This is a genomic window from Tenacibaculum salmonis (genome assembly GCF_041053065.1).
In the GTDB taxonomy this organism is placed as follows: Bacteria; Bacteroidota; Bacteroidia; order Flavobacteriales; family Flavobacteriaceae; genus Polaribacter; species Polaribacter pacificus_A.
The window spans coordinates 864,922-882,724 of record NZ_JBFCVV010000001.1 but is presented as its reverse complement, the minus strand read 5'-3'; the positions used below and the strand labels follow the sequence as shown (position 1 = coordinate 882,724).

The 17,803-nt window shown below is 27.3% G+C and carries 16 protein-coding genes; 3 read left to right on the top strand and 13 right to left on the bottom strand.

Annotated elements, in window-relative coordinates; genetic code table 11:
• Positions 1 to 56: 56 nt before the first annotated feature.
• The 11 genes from AB0T67_RS03645 to AB0T67_RS03595 all read right to left on the bottom strand — a co-directional run bounded on the left by AB0T67_RS03645 (position 57) and on the right by AB0T67_RS03595 (position 13,171).
• Positions 57 to 4,139, bottom strand: coding sequence for a choice-of-anchor L domain-containing protein (locus tag AB0T67_RS03645; RefSeq protein WP_369219199.1), 4,083 nt, complete (start codon positions 4,137 to 4,139; stop codon positions 57 to 59).
• 226 nt (positions 4,140 to 4,365) lie between these two features.
• Positions 4,366 to 5,214 carry an ABC transporter permease gene (locus AB0T67_RS03640; protein WP_369219198.1) on the bottom strand — a complete coding sequence of 283 codons (849 nt, stop codon included), beginning with the start codon at positions 5,212 to 5,214 and terminating at the stop codon, positions 4,366 to 4,368.
• Positions 5,215 to 5,224: 10 nt separating this feature from the next.
• Positions 5,225 to 6,121, bottom strand: a complete 897-nt coding sequence (locus tag AB0T67_RS03635; protein WP_369219197.1) for an ABC transporter ATP-binding protein — start codon at positions 6,119 to 6,121, stop codon at positions 5,225 to 5,227.
• A 128-nt stretch (positions 6,122 to 6,249) separates the two neighbouring features.
• Positions 6,250 to 6,948 (bottom strand): response regulator transcription factor, encoded by a 699-nt coding sequence (locus AB0T67_RS03630; RefSeq protein ID WP_271231754.1) that lies wholly within the window; start codon positions 6,946 to 6,948, stop codon positions 6,250 to 6,252.
• A 10-nt stretch (positions 6,949 to 6,958) separates the two neighbouring features.
• The gene (locus tag AB0T67_RS03625) at positions 6,959 to 8,524 is read right to left on the bottom strand and encodes a sensor histidine kinase (protein ID WP_369219196.1); all 1,566 of its coding nucleotides are present in this window, start codon (positions 8,522 to 8,524) and stop codon (positions 6,959 to 6,961) included.
• Positions 8,525 to 8,605: 81 nt separating this feature from the next.
• Positions 8,606 to 9,223: a dephospho-CoA kinase gene (gene coaE / locus AB0T67_RS03620; RefSeq protein WP_369219195.1), complete on the bottom strand. Its 618-nt coding sequence runs from the start codon at positions 9,221 to 9,223 to the stop codon at positions 8,606 to 8,608.
• Complete coding sequence (locus tag AB0T67_RS03615) at positions 9,223 to 10,038, bottom strand: CdaR family protein (protein ID WP_369219194.1); 816 nt, start codon at positions 10,036 to 10,038, stop codon at positions 9,223 to 9,225. The genes coaE and AB0T67_RS03615 overlap by 1 nt, the downstream gene beginning before the upstream one ends.
• Before the next feature lie 189 nt (positions 10,039 to 10,227).
• Positions 10,228 to 10,545 (bottom strand): preprotein translocase subunit YajC, encoded by a 318-nt coding sequence (gene yajC / locus AB0T67_RS03610; protein ID WP_369219193.1) that lies wholly within the window; start codon positions 10,543 to 10,545, stop codon positions 10,228 to 10,230.
• Positions 10,545 to 11,012: a DUF1573 domain-containing protein gene (locus AB0T67_RS03605; protein ID WP_369219192.1), complete on the bottom strand. Its 468-nt coding sequence runs from the start codon at positions 11,010 to 11,012 to the stop codon at positions 10,545 to 10,547. The genes yajC and AB0T67_RS03605 overlap by 1 nt, the downstream gene beginning before the upstream one ends.
• A 41-nt stretch (positions 11,013 to 11,053) precedes the next feature.
• On the bottom strand, positions 11,054 to 11,992 hold the full coding sequence (nusB, locus tag AB0T67_RS03600; RefSeq protein WP_369219191.1) for a transcription antitermination factor NusB: 939 nt from the start codon (positions 11,990 to 11,992) through the stop codon (positions 11,054 to 11,056).
• Positions 11,993 to 12,070: 78 nt separating this feature from the next.
• Positions 12,071 to 13,171 carry a Glu/Leu/Phe/Val family dehydrogenase gene (locus AB0T67_RS03595; protein ID WP_369219190.1) on the bottom strand — a complete coding sequence of 367 codons (1,101 nt, stop codon included), beginning with the start codon at positions 13,169 to 13,171 and terminating at the stop codon, positions 12,071 to 12,073.
• 163 nt (positions 13,172 to 13,334) lie between these two features.
• On the opposite strand from AB0T67_RS03595, the gene AB0T67_RS03590 reads away from it, so the two are divergent.
• Complete coding sequence (locus AB0T67_RS03590) at positions 13,335 to 15,089, top strand: ABC transporter ATP-binding protein (RefSeq protein WP_369219189.1); 1,755 nt, start codon at positions 13,335 to 13,337, stop codon at positions 15,087 to 15,089.
• Positions 15,090 to 15,171: 82 nt separating this feature from the next.
• Positions 15,172 to 15,546 (top strand): PUR family DNA/RNA-binding protein, encoded by a 375-nt coding sequence (locus tag AB0T67_RS03585; RefSeq protein ID WP_369219188.1) that lies wholly within the window; start codon positions 15,172 to 15,174, stop codon positions 15,544 to 15,546.
• Between the two features lie 138 nt (positions 15,547 to 15,684).
• On the opposite strand, the gene AB0T67_RS03580 is transcribed toward AB0T67_RS03585, so the two are convergent.
• Positions 15,685 to 16,734, bottom strand: a complete 1,050-nt coding sequence (locus AB0T67_RS03580) for an isochorismate synthase (protein WP_369219187.1) — start codon at positions 16,732 to 16,734, stop codon at positions 15,685 to 15,687.
• A 33-nt stretch (positions 16,735 to 16,767) separates the two neighbouring features.
• Complete coding sequence (locus AB0T67_RS03575) at positions 16,768 to 17,184, bottom strand: PaaI family thioesterase (protein WP_369219186.1); 417 nt, start codon at positions 17,182 to 17,184, stop codon at positions 16,768 to 16,770.
• A 56-nt stretch (positions 17,185 to 17,240) separates the two neighbouring features.
• Here AB0T67_RS03575 and AB0T67_RS03570 point away from each other — a divergent pair, with 56 nt between their 5' ends.
• The gene (locus tag AB0T67_RS03570; protein ID WP_369219185.1) at positions 17,241 to 17,753 is read left to right on the top strand and encodes an IS1096 element passenger TnpR family protein; all 513 of its coding nucleotides are present in this window, start codon (positions 17,241 to 17,243) and stop codon (positions 17,751 to 17,753) included.
• Positions 17,754 to 17,803 lie beyond the last annotated feature (50 nt).

Genomic DNA, 17,803 nt, shown 5'->3' with positions numbered 1-17,803 from the left:
AAATACGGATAGTTTGTCTTAAAAACTATCCGTATTAAATAAGTATAAAAAGTGTTTTATCTTCTTAGTAAAGAAAAATGACCTTGATGTTGATGAGCTTTTCCTTTTCTGTCTATAAGTTCAATTTTAAACCAGTAATCACTTGATGGAAGTATTTTTCCATTATAGTAACCGTTCCAACCTTGGTCATCAATAGCAATTATGGCTACAATTTTTCCATATCTATTAACGATAGTTATATTACTTGAAGGATAAAAACTAGAATTTGCTCCTTTTACTCTCCATGTATCATTATGTCCATCACCGTTAGGAGTAAAAAATTTAGGGTACTGAATAACAGAAACATCTAACATAGCATTAGGTGAACAACCATTTTTATCGTTTACTACGATGGTATATATACCTCCTGTAATGTTTTCAAATACAGGCTCATCTTGAAAAATAGTTTGATTACCATCTTCATCTATAAGAGAAAATTGATAATCACCAATACCTAAGTTTTGATTTTCTGTAATTATTTTTATAGCATAAGCATCTAATCCGCTATTATTTGTATCATCTACAATAACAATATCATCTTCATTTAAAGTAGCTATTTCAGATTCATTTACTACTATTTCGTAGCTTCTTTTACAAGTTGTAGTATCAAGCATTGTTGCTGTAACAATATAAGTACCTCCTTTTTGTACATCATAAAAAGTATCTGTACTAAGAATATCCGAAGGGTTTCCTTTTAAAGTCCATTGATAACCATAAGTTGCATTTGGATTTATTGCTTCTAATTTTGTTTGAGGATTATTTAGGCAAACAATAACAGTAGTATCTACCATAAAAGAAGGTAATGGATTTATACGAATATTGAATGTTAAATTGGTATTTACACAAGATGTTTTAGTATTCAGAACTCTAACAAAAATTGTTTGATTATTGATTGTGTTTTCATAATTATTTTCATTTATAGGAGCAGTTCCTGATTTAGCATCGGCTAAACTTTCGTGAAAACTAACAATATAATTACTCTGTTGATTTTTAGGATATTCATCTAAAATTTCAAGTGTTTTATTTTTAAGAGTAATGTCTCCATTAATACCATTTGCATCATCGGAATTATTATCTGTTTGGTTATCACAATCAGTATAATCAGTAATATTTAAAGGGATTAAAGGTTCAGGATGAATAATTAATTGAAATTTACTAATACCATATCTACAACCAGTTGTTTTATCTAATAAGCTAATATGAATATTTTCAATAGCAGGATTATCATTTAAAGGAATAGCAGGAGGAACTATGGTTGTTGCTAGTTTATTTGAATAATTATTTTTAGGAAGAGGATTGTTTCCTGTTGTAGCATCTTGTAAAGTGTTATGATAGCTAACTTCAAAAAGCGTAGCGTCTCTACCGTTTAATATATCAATATCTCTTTCTGATAAATTAATATTTTGAGCAAATCCATTTCTTGAATTTCCATCAGCAATAGTTGGAATATCACATATTTCTAAATCAGGAATTTTATTTGATATAATAGGTAATCTATTAATGATAATATCAAAAGTTAAATGATTATTAAAACAACCAGTATTATTATTTACAACACGTACGTAAATGGTTTCTTTATCTTTAGTTTGATTTGTGTAATTGGTGTCATTTATTATTGGTGAATTTCCTGAATTAGCATCTACAGCTGTAGTATGAAAAGTAACAGTATAATCAGAGATAGCTTGTGTTGTTCCTAAAATATCAGAAACACGATCTCTTAAATTAATGTTACTACTTTTTCCATCGATAAAAGAACCGCTATTAAAATCATCACAAAGCTCAAAATTAGCAACACCTTTAGCAATAGGAGGCTGTTGTGCCCAAATAGTAAAACTACCAAGACCTGTACAATTATTGTTTGTTTTATCAATAATTTTAATATAAAGTGATTGTGGTGTTTTAGCAGGGAGATTTTTATTACGATAATTAGATAGGTTAGTTATTTCATTTTGAACAGCATTTCTATCGATAATACTTTCAAATATTAAAACCTTTAAATTAGGTCTATTAGCTATTGGGAATAATGCTTTTACATCTGTTGAAACACTACTTAAATCAAAAACAGAAATACCATCGGTATCGTTATTATTAAGATTGTCATTTCCGTCAATATCTAAAAAATCATCACAACTTTTAAATCCTCCATTTGCATTATAAGCTACATCAGTAGCATATCCAACAATAATATCAATCTTAGCTATACGAGAACACTTTTTATCAGAAAAAACTTTTACCCAAACAGAAGAGCCATTTGTTACAGGGTGTGTTGTTTTGTTGATAATTTCAGCAGTATCATTTATGGCATTATTTTCAGTAGGATAATATTTAAAGGTTTCGTTGAGGTGATTTACTGAAATATTTTTTTGAGCTAATGTTAAATTAATTGTAGTATTTAAATCAGCATCTGTATCACATTGTTCTAATGTTACCGTATTTGTAGTTACAGGTAATGAGTTTACAACTAAATTAAATGATTTAGATGTATCATTACAATTAGCATTACTTTTATTTTGGACTCTAACATAAACTTTTTGAGTGTTAGTTACTGTATTTTTATACGCAGTATTTTTATCAATAACAGCAGTATTTTTATCTGTTTGAGCACCAATTAAAGTTGTGTGATAAGAAACTTCATAAATAACAGGATCTAAAGCTCCTAAAATTTCAGAATCTTTTGTGTTTAGTAAGAAATTATTAAAATAACCATCAGTATCTGTTCCATTAAAAGTATCGTCACATTCTTCATAGTTTACAGGAGTTTGAATTATTGGGTTTCCTGTAATAATAGAATTAAAAGAGTTATCAACAAAACAATTTGTAGCTATTATATTCCTTATTCTTGTATAAATAATATCATTATTAGTAAGGTTTGTATAATTAATAGGTGTTGTTATTTGAGTTGTATATAGTGCATCACTATAAAATAATACTTCAAATTTTGTGTCATCTTGTCCTGCTAATATTTCGTTTGTTTTAGATGTTAAATCTAGTTGAATATTTAAATTATTATTACAAGTTAAAAGCGGAGAAATACTTATGTTATTTATTGGACTTTCTGAGAATTCTAATAAAATATCATCTTCATCACTACACGATCCATCAATAATTTTACAGGTGTATTTTCCGTTACCTAAATTAGCTAAATAATCTTTTTTTGTAGCTAGTGGAATAATTACATCATCTTTATACCATTGATAATTGTTTGCTGTAATATTAGAAGTTAATAATTTCTCTGTACCACAAACGCTACTTTGTGTAGTAGATGATAAATCAGTACCTAAATCTAAGCCTAAATTAAAACTTCCTTTTTCTAAAAACACAGCAGTATCATATTGATTATCTGAATTATCAGCAATCACTAATTTTATATGATATGTTACATTAGGAGTTACAGTAGCTTTAGCTGTAAGAACTTTTGTTCGACCATCAAAATTTGTATCCCCAAGGTTATTACCAGCAAAATACGTTTCATTCTTAGCAGGACAGCCACCAATAATAGCTGCATGAACATTTTTAACACTTACTGGAGTAGTAGAATTTGGTATAACTGCAAGATTTTTATAAGTTGTTGTTCCTGATTTTCTTAATAAGAAAGCAAAACCATCTGCAAAAGTACAAGGAAAAGTACCTTGGTATTCTTCAGAAGCCATTAAATATCGAAAACTTATTTCATCTGATGTTGGAATAAAGTCAAATTCAATAACACTTGCATCATTTAGACTAGGTTCGTTTAAAGATGTACTTAAATCAGTATCGCCTTTTCCTGTTGTTGGTGAATTTAAATTACCTAAAGAGGTACCGCTAATAGGAAAAGCTTTTCCTGTTGAAAGAACAATACCTTCTTTAAAAGGGAAAGTACTTCCTACTTTACTTTTAAAGTAACCATAACTTTTATTTTGTCTATCAGAAGGAGACCCTGAAACAGAAGAATTTATGTTTGTTATTGATGTACAGTTATTATCAATAAGAACTTTTTCAATAAGGTCTTTAGGATTATATAAAGCTTCTACATCATTAACATTATTAACCTGTATGGTTGTTTGTGCTTTTAATGGTAAAAAAATAATAAAGAATACAAATGTGCTTAGTAATATTTTCATATATAGATAATAATAAATAAAACAGTTAAATAATAAATATCCCTACTTTTAATAGGGATATTTTAGTTCAAATTATTTTTTAATAAGTGTCTATAAAGGTATATAACTTTTATAAAAATAGTGATTTTATATATAACTATTTTTAAGTTAATAATTAATTTTATTATCTGATAGTTAGTAAAGGAATTATTCGTTGTAAATCTTAAATAAAGACAGGTAATTATATTTATAAATCTCTTCTTTTTAATAAAATATATGAAGCATAGATGAAAATAAAAGTCCAAGCTAATACAATAATAATATTTAAAAAACTTACCTCATAATTTTTTGTAAAATTAGCACCTATTTGATTCGCTACAGATTTAACAGCTCCTAGTCTAGAAAAAGGTTCTTTAATTAAATTAGCCATTGCTTCTAGTGGAAAAAATTGCATAATAGAATTAACAGCTTCATCGGTACTTGTTTTTAAATCTTTAAATACCCAGTATAAATAACCTTTTACCATACTTTCTATAATAAACCAAACAATCATTGTTGCTACTGCAAATGCGGATCGTTTAATTAATATTCCTAAAAATAATCCAAAAGAAAAGAAACCTAAAAGTTTAGTGAAAAAAGCAAGTAGATAACTTAAATCGGTTAAAATGATAGAAATTTCATTAAAATCTGAATAAATAGTTCCCAGTATTAATGATACAATAAAAACAAAAATAGTTGATATTAAAGAAAAAACAATTACTGTGTAAAATTTAGAAAGTATAAATTCTTTTTTACTTAAGCCATCAATTAGGTTTTGTTTTAATGTTTGATAACTGTATTCATTAGTCATCATAGAAACAATTACAAGTAGTAAAAAGAATTTAAAAATAGCAGCAATGTAAGTGTTAAAATGCCATATATAAGGGAAATTAAAAATACCTTGATCGGCTAAATGAAATTTAATAGGACCAAGATCAAACTTAACAGCAGCTATTAAGGCTACAGATGTTAACAATGCAAAATAGATAATTGAAAGTGCTTTACTAGCTTTGTTATATTTTAATTTATGAAACTCTATACTTAAAAGTCGAAACATAATGAAGGTGTTAGTTGTTGTTGGTTAAATCTAAAAATTGTTGTTCTAAACTAGGCTTACGTTTTACTAAATGTGAAAGTATTACGTTATTTTTAAAAAGAAATTGATTTATTTCTGATGATGATAAATCAGATGTTAATTGTGCAATTAAAATGTCATTTTCTTTTTTAATATTTCCGATAGAAGGATGATTGTCTAACAACTTTATTAACTCTTCATTGTTTTGGCTACTTAGTTCAAAAAATCCAGTAGTTGTTGTTAATTCATCAACTTTACCACTATATAGTTTTATACCATTTCTTATAATAAGAACATGAGTACAAACTTTTTCAACTTCATCAAGTAGGTGAGAGGCTAGTAAAATAGTAGTTCCGTTTTTGGCGATATCTTTAATTATTTGACGAATTTCATGAATTCCTTGCGGATCTAAACCATTTGTAGGTTCATCTAAAATTAATATTTCAGGATCATTTAATAAAGCAGAAGCAATAGCCAAACGCTGTTTCATACCTAAAGAATAAGTATTGAAATTACTTTTTCTTCTGTCGAAAAGGTTTACAATTTTTAGTTTTTCTTCAATTTTATTAAATGAAACTCCTTTTATTTTACAAATCAACTGTAAATTTTGAACAGCTGTCATATATGGATAAAAGTTAGGACGCTCTATAATAGCACCTACTTTTTTTAAAGCTTCATGAGTAGATAATTTACCATTAAACCAACTAAAGTTACCCGAAGTTTTGTTAACAACATTTAATACAATACCTAAAGTTGTCGATTTTCCGCTTCCGTTAGGTCCAAGAATTCCATAAACATTTCCTTTTTGAATATCAAAAGATAAGTTATTTACGGCATGAACTTTACCATATTTCTTATCGAGATTTTTTATTGATAAAATTGTTTCCAAGTTTTTATATTTTGTTGATTATAAGTGTTTGACGACTAAATATAATTATTGTTACATTTATTGAAAATAAAAAAGACTCCCTGGGAAAAGGAAGTCTTTATTAAATAATTTATTTATTAGAAAACTGTTTATACTTTTTCTAATAATCTGAATCCTTCACCATGAATATTGATGATTTCAACATTTTCATCTTCTTTTAAGTATTTTCTAAGTTTAGCAATATACACATCCATACTTCTAGATGTAAAGTAGTTGTCATCTCTCCAAATTTTTGTTAAGGCTAGCTCACGAGGCATTAAATCATTTTTATGCATTGCTAACATTCTTAATAATTTACTTTCTTTTGGAGAAAGTTTTTGAGCTTCAGCACCGTTAAGTGAAAGGTGACGTAATTTAGAGTTAAATTCGAATCCACCAATTTTAAATTCAAACTCATCAGATTCACTAGAACTTTCGCTTTCTTTACGTTGTAAAATAGCTTTTATTTTATGTAATAAAACTTCTGAATCAAAAGGTTTATTTAAATAATCGTCTGCTCCAACTTGGTAACCTCTTAAAACATCTTCTTTTAATGTCTTAGCAGTTAAAAATATAATAGGCACTTCTTTATTGGTTGCACGTATATCTAATGCTAATGAAAACCCATCTTTACGAGGCATCATTACGTCTAAAATACATAAATCGTATTCGCCATTTTTAAACATAATTAAACCATCAATACCATCTTTTGCAAGTGTAACATTGTAGTCATTTAATGCTAAATAATCTTTAAGAACTGTTCCAAAATTTGGATCATCTTCTACTAATAATATTTTTTTGCTTCCCATTTTTTTATTTTTATATTAATGGTAATTTCACTGTAAATAAGCTTCCTTTACCTTTTTCACTCTCAACATAAATTAAGCCATGATGGCTATCTATTATTTCTTTAACATAAGCCAATCCTAAACCATGCCCTTTTACGTTGTGTATGTTTCCGTTATGTTCTCTATAAAACTTATCAAAAATATATTTCTGAGCATTTCTACTCATTCCAATACCTTCGTCTTTTACTTTGAAAATAAAGTATTTATTGGTGCTTTCGGTGTAAATATCAATTTTAGGTGTATCCTCTGAATATTTTAAAGCATTCTCTAATATATTGACAATAATATTAGTTAAATGAAATTGATTTCCAAGAACCTCTGTTGATATTGCTTCGTAATGTGCGTTTACAGTTCCTTTTTTATCATCTACTAATAATTGAATGTGTTCAATAGCTTCCTCAATAGTATCGTGCATATCAGTAGCATCTTTACTAATTTCAATCTGATTTTTTTCTAATCTCGAAATTCTTAAAACATTTTCTACCTGTCCGTGCATTCGTTTATTTTCTTCACGAATCATTTTTACATAGCGTTTTACTTTTTCTTGATCTGATATTATTTGTGGGTTTTTAATAGCATCTAAAGCTAAATTTATTGTTGCAATAGGTGTTTTAAACTCGTGCGTCATATTATTAATAAAGTCTGTTTTTATTTCAGATATTTTTTTCTGACGAATTAACTGATATAATGATGTTGCAAAAGCAGCAATAATAATAACTATAAATAATAATGAAAGCCCTAAAACTTTAAATATTTCTGATAATATTTTTTTTTGTTCATTAGGAAATTTGATATATAGTTTATACTTACTAATACCATTATCATCTGCTAATAATGGATAGTTTGCATCGTTTGGCTGTATGTTGAAATAACCAGATTTTAATTGAGTAGCTAATCCATCTTCATACACACCATATTTAAAATTTTGTGTAATATTCATTTTGGCTAACTCTTCTTTTATTGTGAAATTTAGCTCTTTGTTACTAATTCTTTCATTAATAGGATAGCGTATTTTTCTTTCACGAAGTACATTTTCAATTAGTTGCTTATTAAATTTTGGATATGTTTTAAATCGTGAAACACTACTTTCTTTAGTAAAAGGAGTAAAATCTTTATTAGATGATTTCATTATTTGGGAAAAATAAAAATCTTGTTTTCCTGAATAGCGTTTAATAATAATAGAATCATTGTTAATAAAATCACCAGGCATTTTTATGCTTTCTCCTAAAATAGTTGTTCCAAATGTGAATTTTCTTTTATTGGTAGTATCTATTTGTTGAAATAAATAGGTAGTTATTTCTGCATCAGAAACAAATTTTTTATCTTTAAGAAATTCTTGGTTATTTTGAAAAAAATCAGCGTACTCTCTATCCTTAATCCTTTCAGAGGTTCTTGCTAATGCAATTTTAATATTGTTGTCAAATTGTTGTTGTTTATTTCTTACTGCATCTTTTATCCAATAAACTTGAACAGATATAATTCCTATTAAAGAAATACTCATTAAAACAACAATAAGAATAAAGATTTTCTTACTCATTATTCAAAAATAAATTAATAAAATGAAGGTGAGGTTGCTTTTAACTTATATTAACTAAGTTTCTGTGAAATTAAGATAAATTTAACAAAGATTATTTATAAAAGAGGAATTATTCTTTTTTTTTGTTAAAATAGTATGAATATCAGCAATTTTTTTTTCTGTTTTGGAAAGAGTTGTATTTTCAATAATATAATTAGATTGTATTGCTTTTTTATTTTGATTCCATTGATTTTGAATACGACTTTTAACAGCATCAATTGTTGAAGCATCTCTTTTTAAAACACGTTCAATTCTAATTTTTTCAGGAGCTGTTACTGTTATTATTTTATCACAAAAAGAATTACTTCCGTTTTCAAAAAGTATTGCATTTTCGTATAAAACATAAGCTTTGTCTTTGTTTTTAAGTATGAATTTTTGCAAATGGTCGTTTACTACAGGATGAACAATAGTATTTAAAATTGCTAATTTTTCTTTATCATTAAAAACAATATTTGCTAAATATGGTTTATTAAGTACATCGTTAATATATACTTCCTTTCCAAATTCTGAAATTAATTTAGTCTTAATTTCATCTGAAGAATTCATTAGTTTTTTAGCTTCATCATCAGCAATATAAATAGCGTTATTTTTAAATTTAGAAAACATTCTTATAACAGTAGATTTTCCACTACCAATACCACCTGTTAAACCTATAACCATTATTTATGTATTAAAAAATCTATTTTTTTGGGAACAATTCTTATAAGAGTAATTGAATCTGGAAACTTCATTAACTTAGGCGTTAAATAGGTTGTTCCATTCATTATTACTTGTTTATAATCACATTCTATCTTAAATAAATTTGCGTTAATTTTATTGAAATTTTTTAAACCTACTTTATAAATTATTTTCACTTTTTTAGGAAATATATTTATATTTTTTGGTGCATTTTTTATTGATATCGGTATTTCTATTTCTCCTTCTGTAAATTTATCGACAATGATATTTATTTTAGCAGAAGAAGTTTCTATCCTTAGTTTTTTAGGTATTTCAATAGTTGCTTTAAGCGTAGTACTTTCAGAGATGTTTTCTAGTTTTATTTTTTTTAAATTTAAACTAGTAATTTTATCGATTAAAGAAGCTTCTCCTGAAATTAAAACATGACTAGGTGTTATTTTTATTGGCGTAGCTAAATCATGACCGAGTTGAAAGGTGAGTTCTAAATTTGTTTTTAAAGGAATTTTTTTTGATTGTAATGTTCCCATTTTTAATGGAATAGTATCTCTTTGAATTTTGATTAATTCAATACCTGAATTTAATTTTAATTGTACTGTTTTATGCAGTTTTTTAGTTGTAAAAAAATAGTTGTTAGCTTTCTTTTTAGTAGCTTTTTTTAAGTTTAATGTCAGTTTTGGTATTGTAAAACTACTAGCAATTAATTTAAAACCACTTCCTTTTACAAGTAATGTAATATTTTTAACAGGTGTATCAATAACTGTTTTTTGGATAGCAACATTTGTGTATATCGTTTCCATTTTTATTTCAGTAGTATATTCTTTGGATAGATTTATTAGTAGCCAAAAAAGTATAGATGCTGATAAAAAACTAAAAAATGTTTTAGGTATGTTAATTTTTTTTTTCAAATTATTTAATATGATGCAATCTACATAAAAAACAAAAAAAGAGCGCTAATTAGCGCTCTTTTTTATATCATACTGATGTTATTATTTAACCTCTGTATTATATTTTTTACTTAATTCCATTGAAATGGCAGAGCGTTCAAACTTAATTTTACCTGCACCAGTTTCAATAGTAATTGTATTATCAGTATCGTTTATTTCAACAATTTTACCATGAATACCACTACTTGTAACTACTTTGATTCCTTTTTGAACAGTAGTTTGAAATTTCTTTTCATTTTTCTGACGCTTCATTTGCGGACGAATAATCAAGAAATAAAAAACAGCTATCATTGCTATAAAAGGAAGCATATTCATAATACTTTCTTGAGTACTTCCTTGTAAAAATATTGTTGTAAACATTATACTGCTTTCTTTTTAGGAGTTACCATACCAGTAATTTTAACAACTTCTCTACCTTTTTCAGTATTTGTAGTTAAAGTTATTGATTTAGATTGTTTATTTGGTTTTCCGTTAGTGTTAAAGCTGACTTGTATTTCTCCAGTTTTTCCAGGAGCAATTGCTTCTTTCGGCCATGATGGCACTGTACAACCACAACTAGCTTTAGCATTTGTAATTACTAAATCAGTTTTACCCGTGTTTGTTACAACAAAAGTAGTTTTTACAACATCACCTTCGTTAACAGTTCCGAAATTATGCTCTTCTTTATCAAAAGAAATAGAAGCTGTTCCTTTGCTAATAGAGACATCTCTTTTTTCAGCACTTTCTACATTTTCTTTCTTTACTTTAGATGCTGCATTGTTTTGACCACAAGAAACTAACATTCCTGTTGAAAGAACAAATGCAATTGCTATTGCTATTTTCTTCATGTTAAAATATTTTAAATTGTTTTGGTAAAAATAATAATTTTTTATAATAAACCTCTACCAATTTTAACCATCTTCTCTGATGCCAAATAATCTTTTGATAATTTATCTAAAACACCATTGATAAAATAGCCACTTTTATTGGTCGAGTAGTCCTTCGCTACTTCGATATATTCATTAATACTTACTCTACTAGGTATTGACGGAAAATGTAAGAATTCAGTAATAGACATTTTAATAATAATCATGTCAATATCTGCAATTCTATCTGCCTCCCAGTTAGGTGTTTTTTCAATGATATCTTCTTCGTAGGTATGTTGATGTAAAACAGTTTTTGTAAATAATTTAGATACAAATTGTTTATCTTCACTATCTTTATATAAGCTTCCTAATATAAACGGATTTTGTTCTTTTTGTTTATTTAATGATTTAACAATCCAAGTATTTACAAAAGGAATATCATCAATCCAAGAAATCATTTTATCTTCAAAATAATCTGCTAATTTTTCGTTAGGTGCTATAATTTCTTTGAAAAAAGCAATAACAAAAGCGTTATCTACATGATATGAATCTTTTGGGTTATTCATATATTCTTTATACAAATCACTATTTAGTAATTCGTCTAAGATAATACGAACATATTCATTGTCAAGTTCCCAGTAATTAAGTTCATGAAGCTCAACATATGCATTTAAACTACTACTTTCACTTAATTTATCGATAACTTTATTATCAGCAAATTTAGTGTTAGGATTTAAATCTTCTTTAGTAGCAAGTATTTTCTTTTTAGAAAGTACTATTCGCTTGTTAGCTAATTTTTGAACTTGAATCAATAGCTGAAGGTTAAGAACATATAAGTCATACATTTTATCAATGCTGTCTTTTAAGAACTTTTCTTCTTTTACAATATTATCACTGTGCGATTGTTGCATTGCATAAACCGACTGCATTACTTTAACTCGAATATGTCTTCTGTTAATCATTTTAAAGAACTTTTAAAAAAAAGAGCGATAGAAAGTATTTCTATCGCTCTGCAAAAATAAAACTTTTTTGTTTTTTAACTAGTTATTTTGTTCTTTTTTACGAGCATCGATTCTAGCTTGTGCAATATTAAAAGCAGCTTGATGTGTTGTAATACTTTCTTTGTCTGCTAAGTTGAAAATATCTAGGGTAGTATTATAGATGTTTTCGGTTCTTTTTAGGCTTTCAGCCTTGTCGTAACCAGCAACTTCGGCGTAAACATTAATTATTCCACCAGCATTAATTAAGAAGTCAGGAGCGTAAGCAATTCCTTTTTCTCTTAATAATTTACCATGTTTTAACTCATCAGCTAATTGATTGTTAGCTGCACCAGCAACAACTTTGGCTTTTAACTGCACAATACTTTGGTCATTTAATGTAGCACCTAAGGCACATGGAGCATAAATATCAACATCTAAACCGTAAATATCATTTCCTAAAATAACATTAGCACCGTATTTTTTACTTAATTCTTCTAAACGAACTTCGTTAATATCATTTAAAATTACTTGTGCACCTTCATCAGTAATATGTTTTACTAAAGTTTCACCAACGTGTCCAACACCTTGAACTAACACTTTTTTACCAGCTAAATTATCTGATCCAAAACGATATTTAGCTGCAGCTTTCATTCCCATATAAACTCCGTAAGCAGTTACAGGAGATGGATTTCCTGAACCACCAATAGCTTCAGAAACACCTGTTACGTGTGGCGTTACTTCACGAATAATATCCATGTCACGAGTTTCCATACCAATATCTTCTGCGGTAAGGTATTTTCCTCCTAAAGAATTTACATATTCTCCAAACTTACGCATTAAAGCATCGTTTTTTTGAGTTTTTGCATCTCCTATAATTACTGCTTTACCACCACCAAGGTTTAATCCTGTAATAGCTGATTTATAGGTCATACCACGAGATAAACGTAATACGTCGTTAAGAGCTTCCCATTCACTTTTATATTGCCACATTCTAGTACCTCCTAAAGCAGGTCCTAATGTTGTATTATGAATACCAATTATTGCTTTTAAACCTGTATCTTCGTCATTACAAAAAACGATTTGTTCGTGATTGTCAAAAGATAATTGACCAAATACTGGGTCATTTTTAAGGTCTTTAATATCAATGATTTCTGATGTCATTTGTTTTGCTTTTAATTTTAAGGATGTTTTAAAAACCTCAAAAAGTTGAATACAAAAATAGGGAATCATTAAAAGGTAGGCAAAAATAGATGTGTAAATTACATTATCTATAATAAAAACGTTTGTTAGATTAAAACTGTTAACCCCAAAATACTTTTTCACTTTGAAATCATTAAAATATCTTAATAAATACTTTATAAAATATAAATGGAGATTATTTTTAGGAATCGTAATTACGATATTGGCAAAAATTTTGACACTTAAAATCCCTGATTTTGTAGGGAATTCATTAAATGTTGTAGAGGATTATCAACTAGGGAAAATAACAGATTTATCCGAAGTAAAAACTGTTTTATTTAAAAATATAATGCTCATTATTGGAGTTACTTTATTGGGTGGATTTTTCACTTTTTTTATGCGACAAACCATTATTGTAATGTCGCGAATGATTGAATTTGATTTAAAAAATGAAATTTATCAGCAATATCAACGATTATCTACTAATTTTTACAAAAAAAATAGAACAGGTGATTTAATGAACCGTATAAGTGAGGATGTTTCTAAGGTGCGTATGTATTTTGGTCCTGCAATTATGTACACTTTAAATATGATAATTTCGTTAATTATCGGGTTTAGCCAAATGTACGCTATTTCTCCAAAGTTGACTTTATATACTATGATACCGTTTCCAATCTTATCGATATCTATTTTTGTACTAAGCAAGCAAATAAATAAACGAAGTACCGTTGTTCAACAATATTTATCAAAATTAACAACCTTTAATCAAGAGTTTTTTTCAGGGATTAATGTTGTTAAATCTTACGCCATAGAATCAGAAGTAATAGCTTCTTTTGATGAAATAGCAGATAAAAGCAAAGAGAAAAATATTGAATTACATAAAGTTCAAGCATTATTTTTTCCGTTAATGATTTTATTAATAGGAATTAGCAATATTATTGTATTATACATTGGAGGGCAACAATATATTGCTGGCGAAATCCAATTAGGGGCAATCGGAGCGTTTGTAATGTATGTAAATATTCTTACTTGGCCAGTAGCTGTAGTTGGTTGGGTAACTTCGACAGTGCAACAAGCCGAAGCTTCGCAAAAACGAATTAATGAATTTTTAGAGCAAGTTCCTGAAGTTCAAAATAACACCAATACAGCTACAGAAATAATAGGTAAAATTGAATTTAAAGATGTTTCATTAACTTATGATGATACTAATATTACAGCATTAAAAAAAGTGAATTTAGTCATCGAAAAAGGAGAAACTTTGGCTATTTTAGGAACAACAGGAAGCGGGAAATCGACAATTATAAATTTAATTTCTCGATTATATGATGCTACCGAAGGTGAAATTTTAATAGATGGTAAAAATATTAAAGAATGTAATTTATATGATGTAAGAAATCAAATTGGTTTTGTTCCTCAAGATCCTTTTTTGTTTTCTGATACGATTCAGAATAATATTAAATTTGGAAAAGAAAATGCCACTGAACAAGAAATTATTGAAGCATCAAAAAATGCGGTAATTCATGATAATATTATAAACTTTAAAAATGGTTATCAAACTATTTTAGGTGAAAGAGGTGTAACTTTATCTGGAGGACAAAAGCAAAGAACTGCCATTGCCAGAGCAATTATAAAGAATCCTAAAATATTAATTTTTGATGATTGTTTATCGGCTGTTGATACAGAAACAGAGCAAAAAATACTGTTAAATTTAGAGCGTGTGTCTAATAATAAAACAACAATCATAATTAGCCATAGAGTTTCATCAGTTAAGAATGCTGATAAAATAATTGTATTAGATGCTGGTAAAGTTATTCAGCAAGGGTCTCATAATCAGTTAATAAAAATAAATGGATATTATAAAGAGCTTTATAAACAACAAATTTTAGAAAAAGAAATTTAACGATTTGTATTGCCAAGTCAATTATTTTATTAGATTTGTTGAGCAATTTTAGGTAAAAAATTATTATTTAAAGAAACGAACTATGAGTGAGAGAGAGAGAGTAGAACAAGAAGAAATTTTTTCACAAGTTTTAAGAGCAGGAAGAAGAACCTACTTTTTTGATGTAAGATCTACAAAAGCAGATGACTATTATTTAACAGTAACTGAAAGTAAAAAATTTACACATGATGATGGTTCTTTTCATTATCAAAAACATAAAATTTACTTATACAAAGAAGATTTTTCTGACTTTAAAGAAATGCTAAATAAAGCAACAGATTTTATTGTAAACGAAAAAGGTTCAGAAGTAATTAGTGAACGTCACCAAAAAGATTATAAAAAAGAAGAAGGTGAAGAAATAGTAGAGGAGTTAATTTCTACAGAAAACTTCACAAACGTTTCTTTTGAAGATATTTAAGCAGATGATAAACTGTTAAGAATAATTAAAACTACTAGTTTAGTTTAAGTTATTGCAAAAAAATCAATTCAAATTCAATTTACACATAAAAGCATTAACTATTTAAGAGTTAATGCTTTTTACTTTTTATTAAATTTTTTAGGATAAAACATTTTTCATAGTTGATGTTTTGGCAACTGTTTCTTGCCATTCGCTTTTCGGATTACTTTCTTTGGTAATTCCACCACCAATAAAAAGTATAGCTGAATTATTTTTAATTTCCATACATCGTAAGTTTACAAAAAGTTCTGATGTATTTTTATTTTCAACTTTTAAATTTAGTTCTCCTAAAAAACCAGTGTAATATCCTCTGTCATAATCTTCATTTTTCAAAATAAATTCTTTTGAAGCTTCTAAAGGTAGACCACATACAGCAGGAGTAGGGTGTAATTTTTTTATTAAAGTCGCATTTTTAGTTGTTATTTTTCCTGAAATTAACGTTTTTAAGTGTAATAAATTCCCTGCTTTACTGGTTTGTACAGTTCCTTTTTCAAGGTGATTGCATATTTTTGAAAGTTTATCAGTTATATAATCGGTAACAAATTGTTGTTCTTCAATTTCTTTAGGTTGCCAAGTTACGTTTGTTGTTCCGTTAAAAACTTGTGTACCTGCTAAAGACATTGTTTTAAAGTTATCATCTTTAATTTTCACTAAAGTTTCAGGTGTTGCGCCTAGCCACATTCCAACTTTTGGATGAAACCATATATAAGTAAAAGCAGTATGATAATTTGCAAGCAAATTTTTAAAAACTGCTATTGCATTAAAATTCGATAAAGAAACTTTTTCTTTTCTTGATAAAATAACTTTTTTGAATAAACCTGATTCAATAGCTTTAATTCCTTTTTTAACTAATTCTACATGTTTTTTTTCTGATGAGTAATCAATAGATATAGCATTTTTTTTGATAAAGTTAGTTACTATATTAATTTCTTCTTGCTCGAAAATAACATCTTCTTCAGGAAGTAAAACCGCAATATTTTTATCATCAAAAGGTGCAAAAATAAAACCGCTTTCTGTATAATTAGTAGAAATATGTAGTTTGTCGTTCTTTTGAAACCATCCGTTTAATGTTATCGAATTAGGTTTTCGATATACTACAAAAGGAAGTTTATTTTCTAGTGATTTTTCTATTTTTGAAAATATATTCAATCTAAATTTATTTTATAATTGCTGTTAAAAAACTTATTTTTTATCTAAAACAATATTTGTTATTTTACATAGAGAAATTAAATTATCTTTTTCATCAATAATTTTAACTTCCCATAAATGCGTAGTTCTTCCTTGATGAATCGCTTTGGCTGTAGCAAAAATAGTTCCATTTTTTTTGCTTTTTATATGATTAATACTTAGCTCAATTCCTTTGACAATTTTAGAGTTATCCTTTAAAAAAAAAGCAGAAGCACAACTACCAACAGTTTCGGCTAGAGCAGCAGTAGCACCACCATGTAAAATACCATGAGGTTGATGTACTCTTGAATTTACAGGCATTTTAGCCGTTATAAAATCAGTACCTACGTCAATGAACTCAATTTTAAGAGTTTCCATTAATGTATCTTTATTGTAACTATTAAGTATTGTTAAAGATTGTTGTATATCCATTTTATTTAAATTATAATTCAAAAATACGTATTTTTGTAGCGACAAAAAATGATAGAATGTATAAAGTACGTGTAATATTAGATACTAAAAAAGATGTAATTAGAACCCTTGTGGTTAATGAAGCAAAAAACTTAGAAGATTTGCATTCAGATATCGCAAAATCATTTGGTTTTAATGGGCAAGAAATGGCTTCTTTTTACCGAACAGATGAAGATTGGAATCAGGGAGAGGAAATTCCTTTATTTGATATGTCTGAAGATGGAAGTGAACCGTCAATGAGTACTTGTGTTATAAAAGAAACCTTACCAAGTATAAATGATAAATTGATTTATGTATATGATTTTTTACAAATGTGGACATTCTATGTAGAAGTTGTAGAACAATCGGATGAAGTTGTTACAGATACCAAAATAATTTTAACTGTTGGTGAAATCCCTGATGAAGCACCTCAAAAAGAATTTATAGCTACCGAAGAAGAAGGAGATTTAGATGATGAATTTGATGCTGAATTTAATGATCAGTTTACAAGTTTCGAAAATATTGATGATTTCGATTTTGATAATTTTTAATATCAAAAAAAGGTAATTTATTTTTAAATAAATTGCCTTTTTTATTTCAT

Bases quoted from the DNA above. Each gene is read 5' to 3' on its own strand.
- AB0T67_RS03585 (WP_369219188.1), top strand. From the start codon at position 15,172: ATGAGTGAGAGAGAGAGAGTAGAACAAGAAGAAATTTTTTCACAAGTT.
- yajC (WP_369219193.1), bottom strand. From the start codon at position 10,545: ATGTTTACAACAATATTTTTACAAGGAAGTACTCAAGAAAGTATTATG.
- AB0T67_RS03595 (WP_369219190.1), bottom strand. From the start codon at position 13,171: ATGACATCAGAAATCATTGATATTAAAGACCTTAAAAATGACCCAGTA.
- AB0T67_RS03625 (WP_369219196.1), bottom strand. From the start codon at position 8,524: ATGAGTAAGAAAATCTTTATTCTTATTGTTGTTTTAATGAGTATTTCT.
- AB0T67_RS03640 (WP_369219198.1), bottom strand. From the start codon at position 5,214: ATGTTTCGACTTTTAAGTATAGAGTTTCATAAATTAAAATATAACAAA.
- AB0T67_RS03615 (WP_369219194.1), bottom strand. From the start codon at position 10,038: ATGGAAACGATATACACAAATGTTGCTATCCAAAAAACAGTTATTGAT.
- AB0T67_RS03630 (WP_271231754.1), bottom strand. From the start codon at position 6,948: ATGGGAAGCAAAAAAATATTATTAGTAGAAGATGATCCAAATTTTGGA.
- AB0T67_RS03575 (WP_369219186.1), bottom strand. From the start codon at position 17,184: ATGGATATACAACAATCTTTAACAATACTTAATAGTTACAATAAAGAT.
- AB0T67_RS03605 (WP_369219192.1), bottom strand. From the start codon at position 11,012: ATGAAGAAAATAGCAATAGCAATTGCATTTGTTCTTTCAACAGGAATG.
- AB0T67_RS03570 (WP_369219185.1), top strand. From the start codon at position 17,241: ATGTATAAAGTACGTGTAATATTAGATACTAAAAAAGATGTAATTAGA.
- nusB (WP_369219191.1), bottom strand. From the start codon at position 11,992: ATGATTAACAGAAGACATATTCGAGTTAAAGTAATGCAGTCGGTTTAT.
- coaE (WP_369219195.1), bottom strand. From the start codon at position 9,223: ATGGTTATAGGTTTAACAGGTGGTATTGGTAGTGGAAAATCTACTGTT.
- AB0T67_RS03645 (WP_369219199.1), bottom strand. From the start codon at position 4,139: ATGAAAATATTACTAAGCACATTTGTATTCTTTATTATTTTTTTACCA.